At 39.8% G+C, this 17268-nt stretch carries 15 protein-coding genes and 1 tRNA gene; 11 read left to right on the top strand and 5 right to left on the bottom strand.

The window, feature by feature from the left end:
* Window positions 1-49 precede the first annotated feature (49 nt).
* The 6 genes from AAFF35_RS01700 (at window position 50) to AAFF35_RS01725 (ending at window position 5441) form a co-directional block, all read left to right on the top strand.
* Window positions 50-1393 (top strand): TolC family protein, encoded by a 1344-nt coding sequence (locus tag AAFF35_RS01700; protein WP_342330594.1) that lies wholly within the window; start codon window positions 50-52, stop codon window positions 1391-1393.
* Window positions 1394-1442: 49 nt separating this feature from the next.
* The gene (locus tag AAFF35_RS01705; protein WP_342330595.1) at window positions 1443-2879 is read left to right on the top strand and encodes an MFS transporter; all 1437 of its coding nucleotides are present in this window, start codon (window positions 1443-1445) and stop codon (window positions 2877-2879) included.
* A 115-nt stretch (window positions 2880-2994) separates the two neighbouring features.
* Window positions 2995-3930, top strand: a complete 936-nt coding sequence (locus AAFF35_RS01710) for an iron-sulfur cluster-binding domain-containing protein (RefSeq protein WP_342330596.1) — start codon at window positions 2995-2997, stop codon at window positions 3928-3930.
* A gap of 80 nt (window positions 3931-4010) precedes the next feature.
* The gene (locus tag AAFF35_RS01715; RefSeq protein ID WP_342330597.1) at window positions 4011-4214 is read left to right on the top strand and encodes a heavy-metal-associated domain-containing protein; all 204 of its coding nucleotides are present in this window, start codon (window positions 4011-4013) and stop codon (window positions 4212-4214) included.
* Window positions 4215-4226: 12 nt separating this feature from the next.
* Window positions 4227-4679: a heavy-metal-associated domain-containing protein gene (locus AAFF35_RS01720; RefSeq protein ID WP_342330598.1), complete on the top strand. Its 453-nt coding sequence runs from the start codon at window positions 4227-4229 to the stop codon at window positions 4677-4679.
* Window positions 4680-4760: 81 nt separating this feature from the next.
* Window positions 4761-5441, top strand: a complete 681-nt coding sequence (locus AAFF35_RS01725; protein WP_342330599.1) for a hypothetical protein — start codon at window positions 4761-4763, stop codon at window positions 5439-5441.
* A gap of 420 nt (window positions 5442-5861) precedes the next feature.
* Here the strand turns inward: AAFF35_RS01725 and AAFF35_RS01730 are convergent.
* Window positions 5862-5935, bottom strand: a tRNA-Met gene (locus AAFF35_RS01730).
* A 105-nt stretch (window positions 5936-6040) separates the two neighbouring features.
* On the opposite strand from AAFF35_RS01730, the gene AAFF35_RS01735 reads away from it, so the two are divergent.
* The 3 genes from AAFF35_RS01735 to AAFF35_RS01745 all read left to right on the top strand — a co-directional run bounded on the left by AAFF35_RS01735 (window position 6041) and on the right by AAFF35_RS01745 (window position 9260).
* Window positions 6041-6421, top strand: a complete 381-nt coding sequence (locus AAFF35_RS01735) for an START-like domain-containing protein (protein ID WP_073229621.1) — start codon at window positions 6041-6043, stop codon at window positions 6419-6421.
* Between the two features lie 30 nt (window positions 6422-6451).
* Window positions 6452-7891, top strand: a complete 1440-nt coding sequence (locus AAFF35_RS01740; protein ID WP_342330600.1) for an LptF/LptG family permease — start codon at window positions 6452-6454, stop codon at window positions 7889-7891.
* A 157-nt stretch (window positions 7892-8048) separates the two neighbouring features.
* The gene (locus tag AAFF35_RS01745; RefSeq protein ID WP_342330601.1) at window positions 8049-9260 is read left to right on the top strand and encodes a bifunctional 3,4-dihydroxy-2-butanone-4-phosphate synthase/GTP cyclohydrolase II; all 1212 of its coding nucleotides are present in this window, start codon (window positions 8049-8051) and stop codon (window positions 9258-9260) included.
* A gap of 9 nt (window positions 9261-9269) precedes the next feature.
* Here the strand turns inward: AAFF35_RS01745 and AAFF35_RS01750 are convergent, their stop codons facing one another.
* Window positions 9270-13652 (bottom strand): translocation/assembly module TamB domain-containing protein, encoded by a 4383-nt coding sequence (locus AAFF35_RS01750; RefSeq protein ID WP_342330602.1) that lies wholly within the window; start codon window positions 13650-13652, stop codon window positions 9270-9272.
* A gap of 116 nt (window positions 13653-13768) precedes the next feature.
* On the opposite strand from AAFF35_RS01750, the gene tsaD reads away from it, so the two are divergent.
* Together tsaD and AAFF35_RS01760 are read left to right on the top strand one after the other, a co-directional pair.
* Window positions 13769-14770 (top strand): tRNA (adenosine(37)-N6)-threonylcarbamoyltransferase complex transferase subunit TsaD, encoded by a 1002-nt coding sequence (gene tsaD, locus AAFF35_RS01755; RefSeq protein WP_342330603.1) that lies wholly within the window; start codon window positions 13769-13771, stop codon window positions 14768-14770.
* 17 nt (window positions 14771-14787) lie between these two features.
* Window positions 14788-14967, top strand: a complete 180-nt coding sequence (locus AAFF35_RS01760) for a hypothetical protein (RefSeq protein WP_124587557.1) — start codon at window positions 14788-14790, stop codon at window positions 14965-14967.
* A gap of 72 nt (window positions 14968-15039) precedes the next feature.
* Here the strand turns inward: AAFF35_RS01760 and recA are convergent, their stop codons facing one another.
* The 3 genes from recA to AAFF35_RS01775 all read right to left on the bottom strand — a co-directional run bounded on the left by recA (window position 15040) and on the right by AAFF35_RS01775 (window position 17197).
* On the bottom strand, window positions 15040-16053 hold the full coding sequence (recA, locus tag AAFF35_RS01765) for a recombinase RecA (RefSeq protein WP_074611988.1): 1014 nt from the start codon (window positions 16051-16053) through the stop codon (window positions 15040-15042).
* A gap of 131 nt (window positions 16054-16184) precedes the next feature.
* Window positions 16185-16853 carry an endonuclease III gene (gene nth / locus AAFF35_RS01770; protein ID WP_342330604.1) on the bottom strand — a complete coding sequence of 223 codons (669 nt, stop codon included), beginning with the start codon at window positions 16851-16853 and terminating at the stop codon, window positions 16185-16187.
* Between the two features lie 152 nt (window positions 16854-17005).
* On the bottom strand, window positions 17006-17197 hold the full coding sequence (locus tag AAFF35_RS01775) for a hypothetical protein (protein WP_074611986.1): 192 nt from the start codon (window positions 17195-17197) through the stop codon (window positions 17006-17008).
* Window positions 17198-17268 lie beyond the last annotated feature (71 nt).

Here is a 17268-nt window from a genome sequence, read left to right on the forward strand (position 1 = left end):
GCTTGAAGACAAATGAAAAAAATAAAACCACTGAAAAAATAATAAATAGATGAAAAGGAAATTTTTAAATATACTGCTGGCTTTGCTGCTGCTGTTTTCCGGCAAGGTTTTGCATGCCCAGAAAAGAGAATTAAGTCTTGCAGAAGCATTGGCAATGGCTGCAAATGGCAATAAGGAATTGCAGGTGCAAACGTTGGAAGAAATTCGCTATAAAGAGATTACCCGGGAAGCACAGAGCCGCCTGCTGCCCAATATCTCTGCAAACGCGGCCTATTCCCGTTACTTTGACCGTCAGGTGATCTTTCTTCCGGGGTCATTTGCCGGCACAGATAAAGCGGTACAGGATATTGCAGTGGGAGGAAAAAATGTTTTCAATGGGTTTTTATCGTTAAATCAACCGTTGTTCCTGGAAAATGCGCGTCGCCAAAGACAGGCAGCGGTGATCAATGAAAAAATTCAGAAAGAAAAGACTACTGACCTGCAAAGCCAACTGGCGTTTCAGATCTCAGCCAGTTATTTTAATCTGTTGCTGATGAATAACCAGCTCAGTTTACAGCAACAAAGCTTGTCGCGGAACACAAGAGCACTGGAGGATACCAGGGCCTTATTTGCACAGGGAAGAAGTCTGAAAGTAGATACCTTAAGGAGCTATATTGTCGTAGAAAACTTAAAGTCTTCCATATCTTATTTAAGCAATAATATTGAAGTAAGTGGCATTCAGTTAAAAAGGCTGATTGGCTTAAATGAGCGGGCGGAGATAAAGCCGGGCGACAGCCTCAATATTGAGTCCGATCAGGCCGAATTTTATACACTGGAACAGGCTTTGAAAACCGCTGAACTGAACCGTCACGATCTAAAATTGCAAAGGCTTTCTATAGAACAGGGAGAAAAGCAATTGTCTGTCAGTAAAGCCGAGCACCTGCCCCAGGCTTCTATTGTAGGTCAGTACCAGTTACAGGCACAGGCAGACCACCTGAGCCTGGGGAGCTATACCTGGCCACGCACTTCATTTCTGGGAATTCAGTTTACGGTTCCGATTTTTAACGGAAATCGGACCAACTCTCAAATCAATCAGGCCAGAATTAAGCTACAGCAGGAAAAAATCAGATTGGATGATCTGAAGGAAGAAACGAATGCACAACTAGCGGCCGTCATCAGCAGGTGGAAGGAAGCCAATGCACAATTAAGTGTTCAAAAAACAACGGTAGAAGCTGCAGAATTAAGTTATGTCATGATGAACGACCGTTACAGGAATGGATTAAGTTCCAGACTTGAATTGACAGATGCCGAATTGGCATTAACGCAGGGTAAACTCAATTATTTACAGGCAGTATACCATCTTAAGGTGCTGCATGTTGAACTACAGCGATCGTTAGGTTTATTAAAATTATAGCTAAAACGCGCTGATATATTCCGGTAATCGTATAAAAAAATAAAAATTTATGTCTAAAGATACAACACAACCAATAGAAAAGGCGGTGCCTTACGCTAAGCGATGGGCAGCGCTTTCTTTGCTATGTATGGCCCAGTTCATCGTGATTATGGATACGTCCATTATAGGGGTCGCGTTACCTGCGATAAAAACTGATCTGGGTTATTCGCAAACAGGCCTTCAATGGATATTTAATGCCTATGTAATTGTTTTCGGCGGTTTCCTGCTTTTAGGTGGCCGCCTGTCTGACCTGTTTGGCTCACGCAAGGTTTTCATGTGGGGATTCGCCATTTTAACAGGGGCTTCTCTTTTAGCAGGGATGGCTTGGTCAGAAATAAGTTTAAATGCCGGCAGAGCATTGCAGGGGCTGGGCTCGGCTTTCATTGCACCAGCAGCCTTAACGCTGGTCTTAACGAAGTTTACCGACCCCAAAGAGCTAAATAAAGCCCTGGGCTTCTGGGGGGCTGCCGCTGCCGCAGGTGGTTCTGCTGGTGTATTCTTCGGCGGTGCCATTACCCAATGGCTTTCCTGGCAATGGGTTTTTCTGATCAATATCCCTTTAGGTCTGATCGTTCTGGTTTTGAGCCCTGGATTATTACTAAAAGGAACAACCCGAAAAGGAAAAGTAGATGTTATTGGTGCGATCCTGGCCACGGCAGCACTTATTCTGGTGGTATATGCCATTGTATCAGCTGAAAGTGCGGGCTGGGGTTCACTTCAAACGTTTGGACTACTGGGCTTAGCTGTAACGTTGTTTATTGTCTTCCTGATCATGCAAAAAAATAAGAAGGAGCCACTTGTACCTTTATCAATTTTCAAGGTACCTAACCTTTCAGCAGGCAATCTGGTGATGGGCCTGATGGCAGCAGCATGGATTCCCCTATGGTTTTTTCTCAACCTCTATTTGCAGCAGGTATTGAATTATTCAGCTTTCAATAGCGGCCTTGCCTTACTACCGATGACTTTTATGATCATGGTTTTGATGGTAAATGTAACCGGAAAGCTGGTCGCAAAATTTGGCTTTAAAGCAACCATGATCGCGGGATTTATAGCACTTACAGCTTCCCTGGTTCTTTTTAGTAATGTTCAGGTAGATGGATCTTTTATGATCCACGTATTACCCGCATCGCTGTTGGGCGCAGTAGGAATGTCGCTGGCTTACATTCCCGGAACCATCGCTTCCATGTCGGGAGCCAAACCGGAAGAGACCGGACTGGCTTCTGGTCTGGTGAATACCAGTTATCAGATTGGGTCGGCCCTCGGACTGGCAATCATAGTTGCTATCGTAGCCGCAAAAAACGATAGGTTACAAATTGATGGTGCAACGGAGTTGGCAGCACTGAATGAAAGTTTCCAAACCGCATTCCAATCTGCAGCTGTGGTAAGTGGCATTGCGACCTTAATCGCTATTTTTTCTATCAGAACATTGAAGAATGCAGAAGTATAAAATGATCTGTCCGACCCTTAAAGTAATCAGGGAGACAAAGGATGCGGTTACCATTGTATTTGACATCGGTGGATCAGGATTCAAGTAATTACCCGGGCAATTTATCAATGTCAGCATGATGATCAATGGAGAAAAAATAACCCGTTCTTATTCTTTGTCTTCTTCACCTGATTTGGATCTTTATCCTGCCATCACTGTAAAACGGGTAACAGATGGGTTGATGAGTAATTACCTGGTAGATTACGCTGAACAAATTTCTGAATTGGAAATAGAAGGACCATATGGTTCTTTTATCCCCTCTGAAAACAGTTATCAAAGCGGACATGTTGTTTTATTGTCGGGGGGAAGTGGAATAACACCGTTACTTTCTATTGCCAAATCCTTATTAGGTAAATCAGCTGATGTTCAGCTTACCTTAATCTATGCCAACCGCAATTGGTCTGACACTATTTTCGCAGAGAAGATCGAAGCATTGGTCGAGGAATATAAGGATAGACTGACCGTGTTTCATGCATTATCACAGCAAGAGGGACGAAAACCGGTGTTCTCAGGTACTTTAATTGAGGATAGGTTGAGCAAACTGCTTGTCAAAAAGCTATTGAAACAGACAATTGCGGAAAAACCATCAGGAGCCTGCTACTTTATTTGTGGGCCGTCCGGGCTGATGAAAATATATTATGACGTGCTGAAGTCTTTACAGGTTTTTGAAACAGATATTTTCATGGAACGATTTACCGCTGGCGATGAGATTTTGGAACAGCTAAGTCTGCCTAAGGTCACACATGAAGTCCTCGTTCATTTTTATGAGCAGACTCACCTGATCGAAATTCCTCCGGCAACATCTCTGTTGAGCGCAGCACTGAAAGAGGGCATTTCTTTTGGGTATTCCTGTAAATCAGGGACCTGTGGTTCCTGCGTTGCATTGCTAACGTCAGGCAAAGTAAGCATGCTTAAAAATTATGCGCTAACGGAAAGCGAAGTCGCACAAGGTATGATTTTGCTGTGTCAAAGCTATCCTTTAAGTGAGGATATCACCATTGAGTTCGACTGAAATTTTATAAAAGAATGCGGCAATTGTATAATTCCGGGAGCAGTCGGTATGAATAACTTTGAACTATAAAACTAATGATTATGGAAACACTTAATTTAAAGATCAGCGGAATGGGAAGTGCCCATTGTGTTGGGGTAGTAAAAAATATAATAGTTAAACAGGATGGTGCAGCTATTGAAAATATAGAATTCGGACAAGCAACTGTCAGTTATGATCCGGAGAAAGTCAAACCAGAAGCCATTATTCAGGAGATTGAAAAGATGGGGTATAAAGTCGATCAATAAATTGTTCCTGAAATGAAACTACTTGGTTTGGACATCAGCAACCTGAAAGATGGTTATTGCATTTCAACGGTAACACTTTCAGTATTAAATACTCCGGGAGCATACCTGATTGTTGTACTACCTGGTATTATGGTCATCTCCTATGAACCGCTGGTCACATCTGTCGACAAAATAATCACTTCTGTGACGCGACTGGGATACAAGATTAAAAAATTAGTTCAACAAGATTCATTAACACAAATATTAGCATCAATGAAAACATTAAAATTTAAAACGAACATCAAGTGTGCCGGATGCCTGGCAAAAGTTTCTCCAAGCCTCAATGAAATCGCAGGAGAAGACAATTGGGAAGTAGACATCAACACCCCGGAAAAAACGCTGACAGTGATCTCCGGTGAGGCAGATGAACGCGCAATCATTTTTGCAGTTAATGAAGCTGGTTTTACTGCAGACAGTATAAATTAACGATAGAAAATTATGGAAGAAGCTCCTCTACGCAGGAGTTTCTTCTTTTCGAATTGTAATCATTTTATAAATTATAATGATATGGAAAATAGCGAATACAATATGGAACTGACAATAGTGCCAGCGAATATTGTTCCGGAACAGGAAATGAGGTTAACCTTAGTGCTTCAAAAGCCGTCGAAATTAGAGCTATCGCATGAAAAGAAAATTCATTTGATTGTCGTGAACGAAGATCTTTCGTATTTTAATCATATTCATCCGGTTGAAACCGAAATAGGTTATGCGGTTAAAACAAAGTTCCCTTCCAGTGGTAAATTTTACCTCTTTGCTGATTACAAACCTTACGGAACTGGACAGGTGGTAAATAAATTGGAAGTAAATGTCCCAGGTAAAGCTCCATCTCCTCCGGACTACAGTGAAGAGAAACTAACTGGCAGTTCAGAGGCTTATTCTATTTCCCTTGTTTCTGATCAGGGTAAGTTTACAAACGGTCACATGATGATAGATGGCATTTTGAAAAAGGATGGAAAAGAGATTGATCCCTCCACATTAGATAATTATTTAGGTGCAAAGGCGCATGTGGTATTCATCAGCGTTGATGATAAAGAATATATCCATGTCCATCCTGAGGTGAAGAATGGAAGATATAAATTACATGCTTCTTTTACCAAACCAGGTATTTACAGAGGCTGGATACAATTTCAGGCGGAAGGCAGTGTCTACACCACTGACTATGTTATAAAAGCTGTTCAGGAGCCATGAGTTGGTTTGTTTGTGTTTTTTATATGAAAAAAGGGGGAATTGAAAATTCTCCCTTTTTTTTGTGGAGCAGGAGGGGTTCGAACCCTTGTCCATTATCAGGCAACTTCTTTTAATAAACTTAAGGGATTAATTTAAAAATTGTATATTGAAACTGTGATTTTTTAGGTTAAAATGCTCGAAAGAGGATTAAAAAGAGGAGAGTTATTCGGAGCATCATCATTTGATAAGGAATATGGATGCAGAAAATCTGTGCCGTTAAGTACGTCAAATGTCTAAGGTTTGAGATGAATCCTTCCAGAAATTTAAAAGAGGGGGTGTGATATTTGGATGAAGCAGATACTTGCTGTGCAATGTCGTAAGATGTTGATTAATAATTCTTTAAACGTAAAAAAGCCCATCCGAAGATGAGCTTTTACCAAGTAGCGGGGAGCAGGATCGAACTGCCGACCTCAGGGTTATGAATCCTGCGCTCTAACCATCTGAGCTACCCCGCCGGGCGTCTTTTTTCTAAAGAGTTGCAAATATAGAATAAATTACTTTTCTTTAGAAATAAATATTAAAAAAAATAGTCTAATAGTTCAAAATATAAGGATCCATCGATGTCAGAAAAGAAAAAGTTTACGTTAGAATATGAATTGAGATCGTCTCCACGTATTTTGTTTAGCTTCATTAGTGAGCCTAATGGCTTATCTCAATGGTTTGCTGATGATGTGATTTTCCGTGATCAGCTGTATACATTTACATGGGACGACGAAATACAAAAAGCGAAGCTTTTAAGTATTAAAGAGAATAAACTGGTAAAGTTTAAATGGATTGATGATGAACCTCATTGTTATTTTGAAATGGAAATCGTTCAGGACGAATTAACAAATGATGTAGCTTTATCCATCACCGATTTTGCTACTGAAGATACACTTGCAGAACGTACTTTGATTTGGGATAATCAGATTACCTATTTGCATAGTGTACTTGGCGCATAGTTTTTCGCTTGCTTTGATTACCTTTGTATATTGAAAAAGCTTCATTTACTTCTGCTCAAAGCATTTATTAGGCCCTTCTTCGTCACATTTTTTATTGTGATGTTCATCTTGTTGATGTTTTTCCTGTTTAAATACGTGGATGATTTAATAGGAAAGGGCTTTGAATGGTATGTGATCCTGGAACTGATGTATTATGCTTCGGCTGCAAATGTTTCTATGGCCCTGCCACTTTCTATTTTACTGTCCTCCATTATGACTTTTGGGACTTTAGGGGAAAACTATGAGCTGGTAGCCATAAAATCTGCAGGGGTATCGCTGCAAAAAGCAATGATGCCATTACTGGTGCTGATCGTCTTCATTGCAATTGGCTCTTTTTTATTCTCGGATGTGATGCTGCCAAAGGCCAATTTAAAGTTCGGCTCTCTGCTCTGGGATATCAGAAATAAAAAATTGTCCTTTCTGATTAAAGAAGGGGTATTCAATAATAGCATTCCGGGATACTCTATCAGGGTAGATAAGAAAGGTTCAGACGGCGTTTCACTTGAAGGGGTCATGATCTATGACCATACCAGTAACAATGGAATTGCGAAGATCATTATTGCCAAAGAAGGAAAAATGGCCAGTGATGAGAAAAACCTTCTTTTGAAGCTGAAGAATGGAGTCCGGTATGAAGAATCCAGTGGGCAGAATTCATCTTATAACCCCAGACAGCAGTTCACCCGGATGAGGTTTAAAGAAACAGATCAAAAATTCGATATTTCCAGTTTTAAGATGAACAGGACAGATGAGCAGGGTTTTAGAAACAATACCCAAATGCTCAATCTTAAAGGGCTTGTCAAAAAAGAAGACTCTTTAAGTAAAGAGCTGGATAGTGTGAATAAATTTGCTGCCATGACGGTTTCAAGTTACTTTAAGCAGAATAACTACGTGAAAGGTTATACCAAGGTTAAAGCCGCTGAAAAAGTAATCAATAAGCCTTTATTGAACCTATTGCCTGAAAAACAAAAGCTGAGCATCATCCAAAGTGCCTTAGACCAGGCAAATTCTATCAAACAAACGACTTCGGGAAGAATGACTGATTATGGCGACAGGATAAGAAACATCATAAAGGTTCAGATCGAATACCAGAAAAAATTTACACTCGCTGCATCTTGTCTTCTTTTGTTTTTCATTGGAGCGCCATTAGGAGCGATCATTCGAAAAGGAGGCTTAGGCTTACCTGTCGTGATGGCCATCGTTTTCTTTCTGATCTATCATATTATTGCGACTGTTGCGGAGAAATCGGCCATAACCGGTACGCTTGCTCCGTTTTTCGGACCCTGGCTGGCGATCATTATCTTATCTCCCGTAGGGGCATTCCTTACTTATAAAGCCACAGTTGACTCTGCCTTATTTGATGTAAACAACCTTAAGCAATTGGTGGTAAACCTATTTAAAAAGAAAAAAAAGAACCTGCCGGCAAAGCTTTGATCAGTTAAGAAGCAGGGCTGATATAGACAATTATTCCTTACTTATTTATGATATTTGAACACATGGATTTGAATGGGAAGGTTGTAACTTTGTACTTAATCTTAATAGCTGAACAAGCAGCTGATCCTAGTGTTTGTTTATCGATATATTTCAAAAAATGGAAATCAAACTAAATGCAATAGAAGAAGCTATTGCTGAAATACAAGCTGGTAAAGTAGTTATTGTTGTTGATGATGAAGATAGAGAAAATGAAGGTGACTTCCTGACAGCTGCTGCAAATGCAACACCTGAAGTGATTAACTTTATGGCTACCTATGGCAGAGGGCTGATCTGCGCTGCTTTAACGGAACAGCGATGTGATGAACTTGGATTAGAGCTGATGGTAGGAAAGAATACTGCAGCTTATGAAACAAACTTTACCGTTTCTGTTGATTTAATTGGTTATGGATGTACTACCGGAATCTCTGCTTCTGATAGGTCTAAAACTATTCAGGCCCTGATTAATCCTAACATTGACCCTGCCGAATTGGGCAGACCCGGACATATTTTTCCGTTAAGATCCAAAGATGGAGGGGTTTTAAGAAGATCCGGACATACGGAAGCTTCTGTAGACTTGGCGAGATTGGCTGGAATGGAACCTGCAGGGGTTTTAGTCGAAATCATGAAAGATGATGGAGAGATGGCCAGATTACCTGATTTGATTAAAATTGCAGCTCAGCACCAATTGAAAATCATTTCTATAAAAGACCTGATTGCTTATAGGTTGAGCAAAGAAAGTTTGATAAAAGAAGAAGTAACCGTTAATCTTCCTACAGATTGGGGAGATTTTAAAATGACAGCTTATACGCAGCTGGATACTGGTGCAACTCACCTGGCGATCAGCAAAGGAGAATGGCTTCCGGATGAACCGGTGATGGTAAGGGTACACAGTTCTTGTGTGACTGGTGATATTTTCGGCTCCTGCCGTTGCGATTGCGGACCGCAGTTGCATAAAGCAATGGAAATGATCGATAAAGAAGGTAAAGGACTTATTGTATATATGAACCAGGAAGGCAGAGGTATTGGACTGGTTAATAAATTACGTTCTTATAATCTTCAGGATGCTGGTTTAGATACCGTTGAAGCAAATATTAAACTGGGCTTTAAAGGGGATGAAAGAGATTATGGAGTAGGTGCTCAGATCTTAAGGGCTCAGGGAATTTCTAAAATGAGGTTGATGTCTAACAACCCGACAAAACGTGCCGGTCTGATTGGGTATGGATTGGAAATTTTAGAGAATATCTCTATCGAAATTGAAAGCAACGTTCACAATGAGCAATACCTGAGAACCAAACGTGATAAAATGGGACATCAGATCATGAAGGGATAAGAAGAAAACCTATTTCTTAGGGTTATTCTTTTGCTGTTCGTTAAGAATGGCCTCTTTGTTAATTAACTGCCTGGTTTTGGGGATTTCTCCATGCTGGGCTTTTTTCTTTTGATCTCTTTTGTACTTTCCTGTTATTTTCTGAAGGAATTCCCTGAAGCTGTCAAACTGTTGGGTATAAACCAGACCTAATGAGGTCACATTGTTGTTCTGATTGATGCCGGACGTTGTAAAGATCGTTTGTTGTGTGGGCGGTTTATTGGATACCTTGCCAACCAATGTCCCATCCTTTTTGATCAAACCGAGAATTTCTACCTCACCTCCTACATTATTTCTTGTGAAACCTGAAAGAGATAAATCATTTGTGCTGCCTCTGTTTACAATACCGGCATTCAGAATGATGCGGTCATTAAAAAGTCTGAACGAGGCATTAGCTTCCGTTAACGAGCGAACATTGAAGTCTACAAAGTCCAGGTTTAAAGAAGAAAGCACATTATTCAGCTGATTGAATAACAGTTCTGTTGCAGTACTGGTTACCCCGTTGGTTAACTGTTTTCCTAAATCCTCATTTCCTGTGCCGGGAGCAAAGCTTCTTCTGATGATTAAGCTCAATGCCTGTAAATTAAGGTTATTGGAATCGTTGAAGTAAGCTTGCATTTCTTCCTTGATTGCAGGATTCGATGGGAAGAAGATATCCAGTTTAATATCAGGTTTTAACAATAGCCCTGAGAGTCCCATTTCCACTTCGGTTAATACCCGCTCATCTTTACTGCTGCCTGGATCTCTGTTGGCTGCAGTATAAAGGTCTCTCAAGCTTGTTCTAAGCGCGTATATCGCCTTTAATTGTATTTGGGCAGCAGTAGGGTTGCCTGTCCAGCGGATGGTGCCACCTTGCCTGATATTGAATTTCTTGTTGATCACCTCCTGTGCGGTGAAATCGAAACTACCATTTTCAATGATATAATCTCCAGACATATCGAAATCACCCAGACTATTGATCTTTAAAGTCAGGTCAGTCGCATTTCCTCTTCCGCTGAGGTTTCCCAGACTGGTGAAAATATTGGCCACACTGTTCGCGTCCACATCCAGTTTCAGATTCATGGTAAGCCCGTCAAAACTGGTTTGCTTTTTCACTGTTTTAGTCGTGTCCTTACTTACAAATGTGATGAAATCCTTACTCGAAACCGTTTCAGAACTATTTAGCGGAAGGTTAAATACGGTTCCTTTCTCCGTTTTTGCATCAATATCAATGAACATCCGGTTGGTAGGTCCCTTGAATATAAATGTTCCGGTTCCGTAGGCCTGTCCGTAGTAAACCGGATTGTCCTTTTCGGTCGTGTTGAGTGCCATGAAGTTTTTGGCCTTCACAATGACATCAATTGTTGGATTGTCAATGTCATTCAGGTCGACAGTTCCGTTTGCCACTGCCTGGTTATTGTCTACGTCAATTAGTTTAAGGTCATGAATTCTAATCACACTATTGTCAATTACCACCTGATCATTGAGTGTATAGGCTGTTTGAAGGTAATTGATCGTCATTTTTCCCTTATCAAATGCCACTTCTCCATTGATCGCTGGTTTTTCGAAAGGACCTTTAACCGTCAGGTCGGCCGAGATATTCCCTTTTAGTTTGGAAACGAGTTTTTTTACGAAGGGCTCCAGAACAGCTAGTTCCGTTTCATCCAGCTTCACATGAACGTCTAATTCTTTTTTCTCCAGATCAAGGCTTCCTCTCGCTCTCAATGTTTCTTTGTCATGCGCAATAATGGTGGTGTAGATGTTGGCCACATTGTTGGCCTTATGGTAGGAAGAGGTATCCGTCAAACTTCCAATGTAAGTATTGTTGAAGCTGAGGGAATCTATCGTAATGTTATCAGAAATTCTGGGCGATTTTAATACCTGATAGAGTTTGGTTTCTCCATTCAGGTGTCCGGATAGTTTAACACCAAGGCCTTTAACAAAAGGATTTAAGGTTTCCAGATCAAATTTTTCAAAGCCAACAAGAATCAGGTCGTCCGGATCTTTGGAAAGAATCCCATCGATCTTGAGGAGCTGATGGCCATTGCTCAGGTCGAAGTTATTGATCTGTGTTTTGCCATCATGAAAGCTAATTCTTACTTTTTCCTGAATTTTCCAGTCTTCATTATTGATTTTTAAAATAGAAGGAAGGATAGTAATCCGTCCTACAGTGTCTGTCGCAAATTCAACAAGACCATTCAAATCGAGTGAATTGGCATCGTCAGCGTTCGCAAGTTTAACGTTTAAGGTCAGACTGTCATTTCGGAGAATATTTGAAATATTGACATTTTTGATATATAAACTGTCATTGATGTCCACACGGTCTGAGGTAATGATGGCCTGAAGCTGGTTGACGGAAGTATTCTCATCGACAATAATATTGTTGACCACAATTCCATCATACTTGAGCTTTTTGACGAAGCCGTTTACAGTAGCGGTCTTCTTTTGGGAGTCAAAATTTCCAATGAAAATGGCCTGATCTTCGATTTCCAGACCTGGCACAAGGAGCTGGGCCACTGGCTCAAACTTTTTAATTTTTAAATTAAACTGGAAAATCTGCTCCTTATAATTCATGATTTCCGCCTTTAGCGAAGGAATATAGGTTTTAGCGAGCGCCTTGAAATAGGACGGCAATGTATTCAGGTCGTACTGACCTTTTATACTGGCATCTAAAATGTCGGAGTTGATGGTTAAACTTCTGTCTCTTCCTATCCCATTGGCACTTAGTTGTATGGAATCAATATGATAAATCCCTTTTACATTGTTAAGTTGTACGTGTTGCACCAGTAGGTTTCCCTGAATATTGTCCAGATTGGTTCCGGAAAAGTTTGTACTGAACACGGCATCTACCTGAAGGGAATCTTTGTATAATTTAAGTGCCCTCAGCCTTGCTTTTTTAATGTCGGCTTTGAAGTTGAATTCAGGAAGTTTGCCATTTAGATTTACTCCTCCGTCAAAGTTAAGCTTCAGATTTTTATCGTTTATTTTTAAGCTTCCATCAAAATACTTTTTTTCAAAAGTTCCATCAATGTTAACATTTGTGTATCTGTAATTGTTGAAATCGATGTAATCAATATCCCCATTTAGCTTTTCGTAAAGGCTTTTGATTTCTGTACCACGGCCTTTCACATTTAAAGAGGCAGTAATCCTTCCAAGCGTTTTTTCATCGATCAGACTCCCCAGGTTGAAGTCGTATGTCTTTACATTTCCGGAATAAGAAGGCACGCCTTTCTTGTCGATTTTCATATTTACATCGGACACCACGCGTCCTAGCTGGGTTTTGAATTCCCCATAAGCAATAAAGTCATTTTGAAAACCAGTAAAGGAACCGTTAAAATTTACATTCCCAAATTTGGAAACAACCTCGGGTATGGTCTTTGCTTTTTTTCCGGTAATACCTGTTAATAATTGGTCGAGGTCTTTTTTATTGGTTCCCGCCATCTCAATCTTGAGGTCCATGAAGGTCTCTTTTAGAACAGGGAGTCCTTTGAGGATGAAATCTCCTTTGATATGAGTTGCTTTTCCCGCTTTTATGGCTAGTTTTTTAGCCCGAAGGTTATTCACCAGACCGGTAATCTGTCCATCAACATCCAGGTTTAAATTCATCTGGTCCAGTTCGGAAGTAAAGAATGATACATCGCGGGAAGCAATATGGCTATCTTTAAAGTTGGCCTTCATCCTTACTTTATTCACATAATCATTAAAATCCCTGAACTTATTAAAGCTCATTTTGAAATAATCCTGAAGCTTGCTGTGGTTTGTTTCCAATAACAATCTTTGAAGCTCAATCTTATTGGTGTCGACGGTGGTAAAGGCGGTTAAGTTTTTAAGATAAAAACCACTTTTCTCTTTAAAAGTCAGGTTCTTAATATCCGCCTGAATGATGTGATCAGTCGTATTGAGTTTCTCAAAGATTCCATTAAGATTGCTCAGGTGGACATCCTCGAAATTTACCCCTTTCATGACCGTGTCAATTTTAAGGTTTTTATATTTGAAATTGATATTGTTCAGAATGACGCGGTCAAAAGTAATTTCATAAGGTTTTTTCTTCTTCTTTACCGTTGGTGTGCCTGAATCGAAGTAGTCGATAATGAAATCAAGATTGGTTGATTCATCTTTATAAGACTTCAGGAAAAATGTTCCGTCATTTAGCTGAACGGTATTTACATCGATAATTCTCTTCTCCAGCGAGAGTTGATTGATGTCTACCAGAAGTTTTGGTGTACTCAAAAGCGTATCCTTCTGTTGGTCTAGGACGAGCAGATTTTCAAGAACAAGGGATTTGAACGGTTTGATATATATTCCGGTTAAGGAAATGGTGGTATTGAGTTCTTTAGATAAATAGGCAGCCGCTTTTTTTGCTACAAAAGTCTGCACGGGCTTGAATTGAAGCGCGAATAACAGGATCGCAACTAGTAATAACACTGATGCAACAAACCAAAGAAGTATTTTTAATAGTTTTTTAATAGTTTTGTAGCTTAATTATAATCATTGTGCCAGTAATACTCGCTATTGAATCTTCTTGTGATGAAACTTCGGTTGCTATCTGTAACAACGGCAAAATTACTGCCAATGTTATTGCAAACCAAACAATTCATGAAAATTATGGTGGTGTAATTCCTGAACTAGCTTCGAGAGTACACCAACAAAATATAGTGCCTGTGATACAACAGGCCTTAATAGATGCTAATGTAGACAAAAAGGAGCTAAATGCGGTTGCTTTTACCCAAGGCCCGGGCTTATTGGGGTCTTTGTTGGTTGGGGTCTCTTTTGCTAAGTCTTTTGCCCTGGCATTGGATCTGCCATTGGTGTCTGTAAATCATATGCATGCGCACATTTTGGCTCATTTTATCGACGAGCCCAAGCCTGCATTCCCCTTTTTATGCCTGACAGTTTCCGGAGGCCATACGCAGATTGTCCTGGTTAGGGATTACTTTGACATGGAGATCGTTGGAGAAACGCTGGATGATGCAGCGGGGGAGGCCTTCGATAAAACTGCTAAAATTCTCAATCTTCCTTATCCTGGTGGTCCGTTGATCGATAAACATGCGAAACTGGGAAATCCATTGGCATTTAAATTTCCGGAACCTCAGATCAAAGATTTGAATTATAGTTTTAGTGGTTTGAAGACTTCGATATTATATTTCATCAGAAAGCAAGAAAAGGAAAATCCTGACTTTATATCGGAACATTTGAATGATATTTGTGCTTCTGTTCAGTATAGCATTGTGCATATCTTGCTCAATAAGTTGAGAAAGGCAGCAAAAGAGTATGGAATTAAAGAGATTGCGATTGCCGGTGGAGTTTCGGCCAATAGTGGTCTTAGAGCTGCATTGCAGAAGAGAGCAGAGGAATCTGGCTGGAATGTATATATCCCCGCTTTTGAATACTGTACGGATAATGCTGCAATGATTGCCATTGCGGGATACCAAAAGTATTTAAAAGGAGATTTTGTGGAACAGGATGTTGCTCCGATATCCAGGATGAATTTTTAATATAATAACAGCGAATTATGAGTGCAACGAGTTTTATTTTTTTCGGTTTAATGCTGATTCCTTTTATCGTTTTTATCGTTTGGTTGATCAAACAGGATAAGAAGCGGAACTATCTTGGGTTAGCAGTGTTGCTTGCTGCGATTATAGTTGCAGTAATTGTGGCCATCTATGTAGATGCGAAATATATGAAGATGTAATCGCACAAAATTTAAGCATATACAAAAAGGCCTGTTTAGTAATTACTAAACAGGCCTTTTTGTATATAGGAATTAAGCTCTTTCTTCTAATTTTTCGCCAGTTACTTCGGCTCTGATTTTAGCTTCAATTTCTTCGGAAAGTTCTGGGTTATCCAATAACAATTGTTTAACGGCGTCTCTTCCCTGACCAAGTTTAGTCTCTCCATAAGAGAACCATGAACCTGCTTTTTTGATGATGTTGAAATCTACACCTAAATCGATGATTTCTCCGGTTTTAGAAATACCTTCACCAAACATGATGTCGAATTCTGCAATTCGGAATGGAGGGGCAACTTTATTTTTTACAATTTTGACTTTCACTCTGTTTCCTGAAACTTCATCGGAATCTTTAATCTGAGAGGTTCTGCGGATATCTAAACGTACAGAAGCATAGAATTTCAATGCATTACCACCAGTTGTTGTTTCAGGGTTTCCAAACATCACACCAATCTTTTCACGTAACTGGTTGATGAAGATACAGCAGCAGCCTGTTTTAGCAATGGTTCCTGTTAATTTACGAAGGGCTTGTGACATTAAGCGGGCTTGTAATCCCATTTTGGAATCACCCATCTCACCTTCAATCTCTGCTTTAGGAACAAGTGCCGCAACGGAGTCAATAACAATCACGTCTATCGCTCCTGATCTGATCAGGTTATCCGCAATTTCCAATGCTTGTTCTCCATTGTCTGGTTGAGAGATTAACAAGTTATCTACATCAACACCCAGTTTTTTTGCATAATTTTTATCGAAAGCATGTTCCGCATCTATGAATGCTGCAATTCCGCCCTGTTTTTGTGCTTCTGCAATAATATGAGTAGCTAAAGTCGTTTTACCTGAGGATTCCGGGCCATATATTTCGATTACCCTTCCTTTCGGAACACCACCGATGCCTAAGGCAATATCTAAACTAATTGATCCTGTAGAAATCGATTCAATAGGCTCTACAGCATTATCACCTAGTTTCATTACGGTACCTTTACCATACGATTTCTCTAACTTATCTAAAGTAAGTTGTAATGCTTTTAATTTGTCTGCGTTTACGCTCATATTATTAAATTCTGGGAGTAAGATAAAATATTACCGTTGGAAGAATCAATAACTTTTACTTACATGCTAATTATATTAGCAAATATAGCTAATGTTTATTCTAATGCAAGAAATAAAAGTATTTTTTTTGACTAGCCCTGTTTTTCGCTAATTATTTTAGTTATTTTATTATTTTGTTGAAAATATTTACAAATATTGGTTATTTCACAAATGTTGCATTTTGGTGATCTGGCCAGGCAAACATAACGGCCATGAAGGATCAGCCAATGGTGTGCCACATGAATCGTTTGTTCCGGAAGATTCTTTACCAATTCCTTCTCGACTGCTAAAGGTGTCTTTCCGGAAGATAGACCAATTCTTCTGGAGACCCGGAATACATGGGTATCTACCGCCATTGCCGGAGCATTATAAATCACTGAAGCGATTACATTTGCTGTTTTTCGTCCAACACCTGGCATCTTTTGTAACTGATCAATATCGGAAGGCACTTCATTGTTAAAATCATTCAACAGCATTTTTGCCATTCCAACCAGGTGTTTCGCTTTATTATTGGGATAACTTACACTTCTGATGTAATCAAAAACGATATCAGGTGTAACATCAGCCAGTGCTTTTGCATTTGGAAATCGCTGAAACAGTGCAGGGGTGACCTGGTTAATGCGCTTGTCTGTACACTGTGCCGATAAGATCACAGCAACTAACAATTGATAGGGGTTATTGTAATGTAATTCTGTCTCAGCATCAGGCTGTTTTGCAGAGAAGTGGGCAACAAAAAGTTTGTATCTGTCTTTTTTGAGCATGGGCAAATATAAAGAGAAGAACTAACACAAGGTTAAAAAAAACGGCAGGAAAAAAAGAAAAGAAGGGCTAAAGTCCGAATGATAACCAGTTAACCGAAAAATAAGGACATAAAAAAGCTGCCCTTTAGAGGCAGCTTCAATTCGTTTTTAAATTACTTCGCTCTGGAGTAGGCTAAAATTTTCTCGATGGTTTCATCGGAAGGATTTCTTGTTAAGCGGTCCAGTTGCGGCCTGATGTGGTCATAGAACATCATATCGAGTTCTATAACTGCATCAACTGCAGGTTTTTCCTGCTTTGGCTGTGTGCAATTTAGTCGGTTAAGTGAAGTAGAGGTTTCCATCATAAGCAATAAAGAAATATATGTTTACTAATGTAAACGTTATTGTTATAAATTTATTTTAACCTAAACTACAA

This window comes from Pedobacter sp. FW305-3-2-15-E-R2A2 (assembly GCF_038446955.1).
Lineage (GTDB): Bacteria > Bacteroidota > Bacteroidia > Sphingobacteriales > Sphingobacteriaceae > Pedobacter.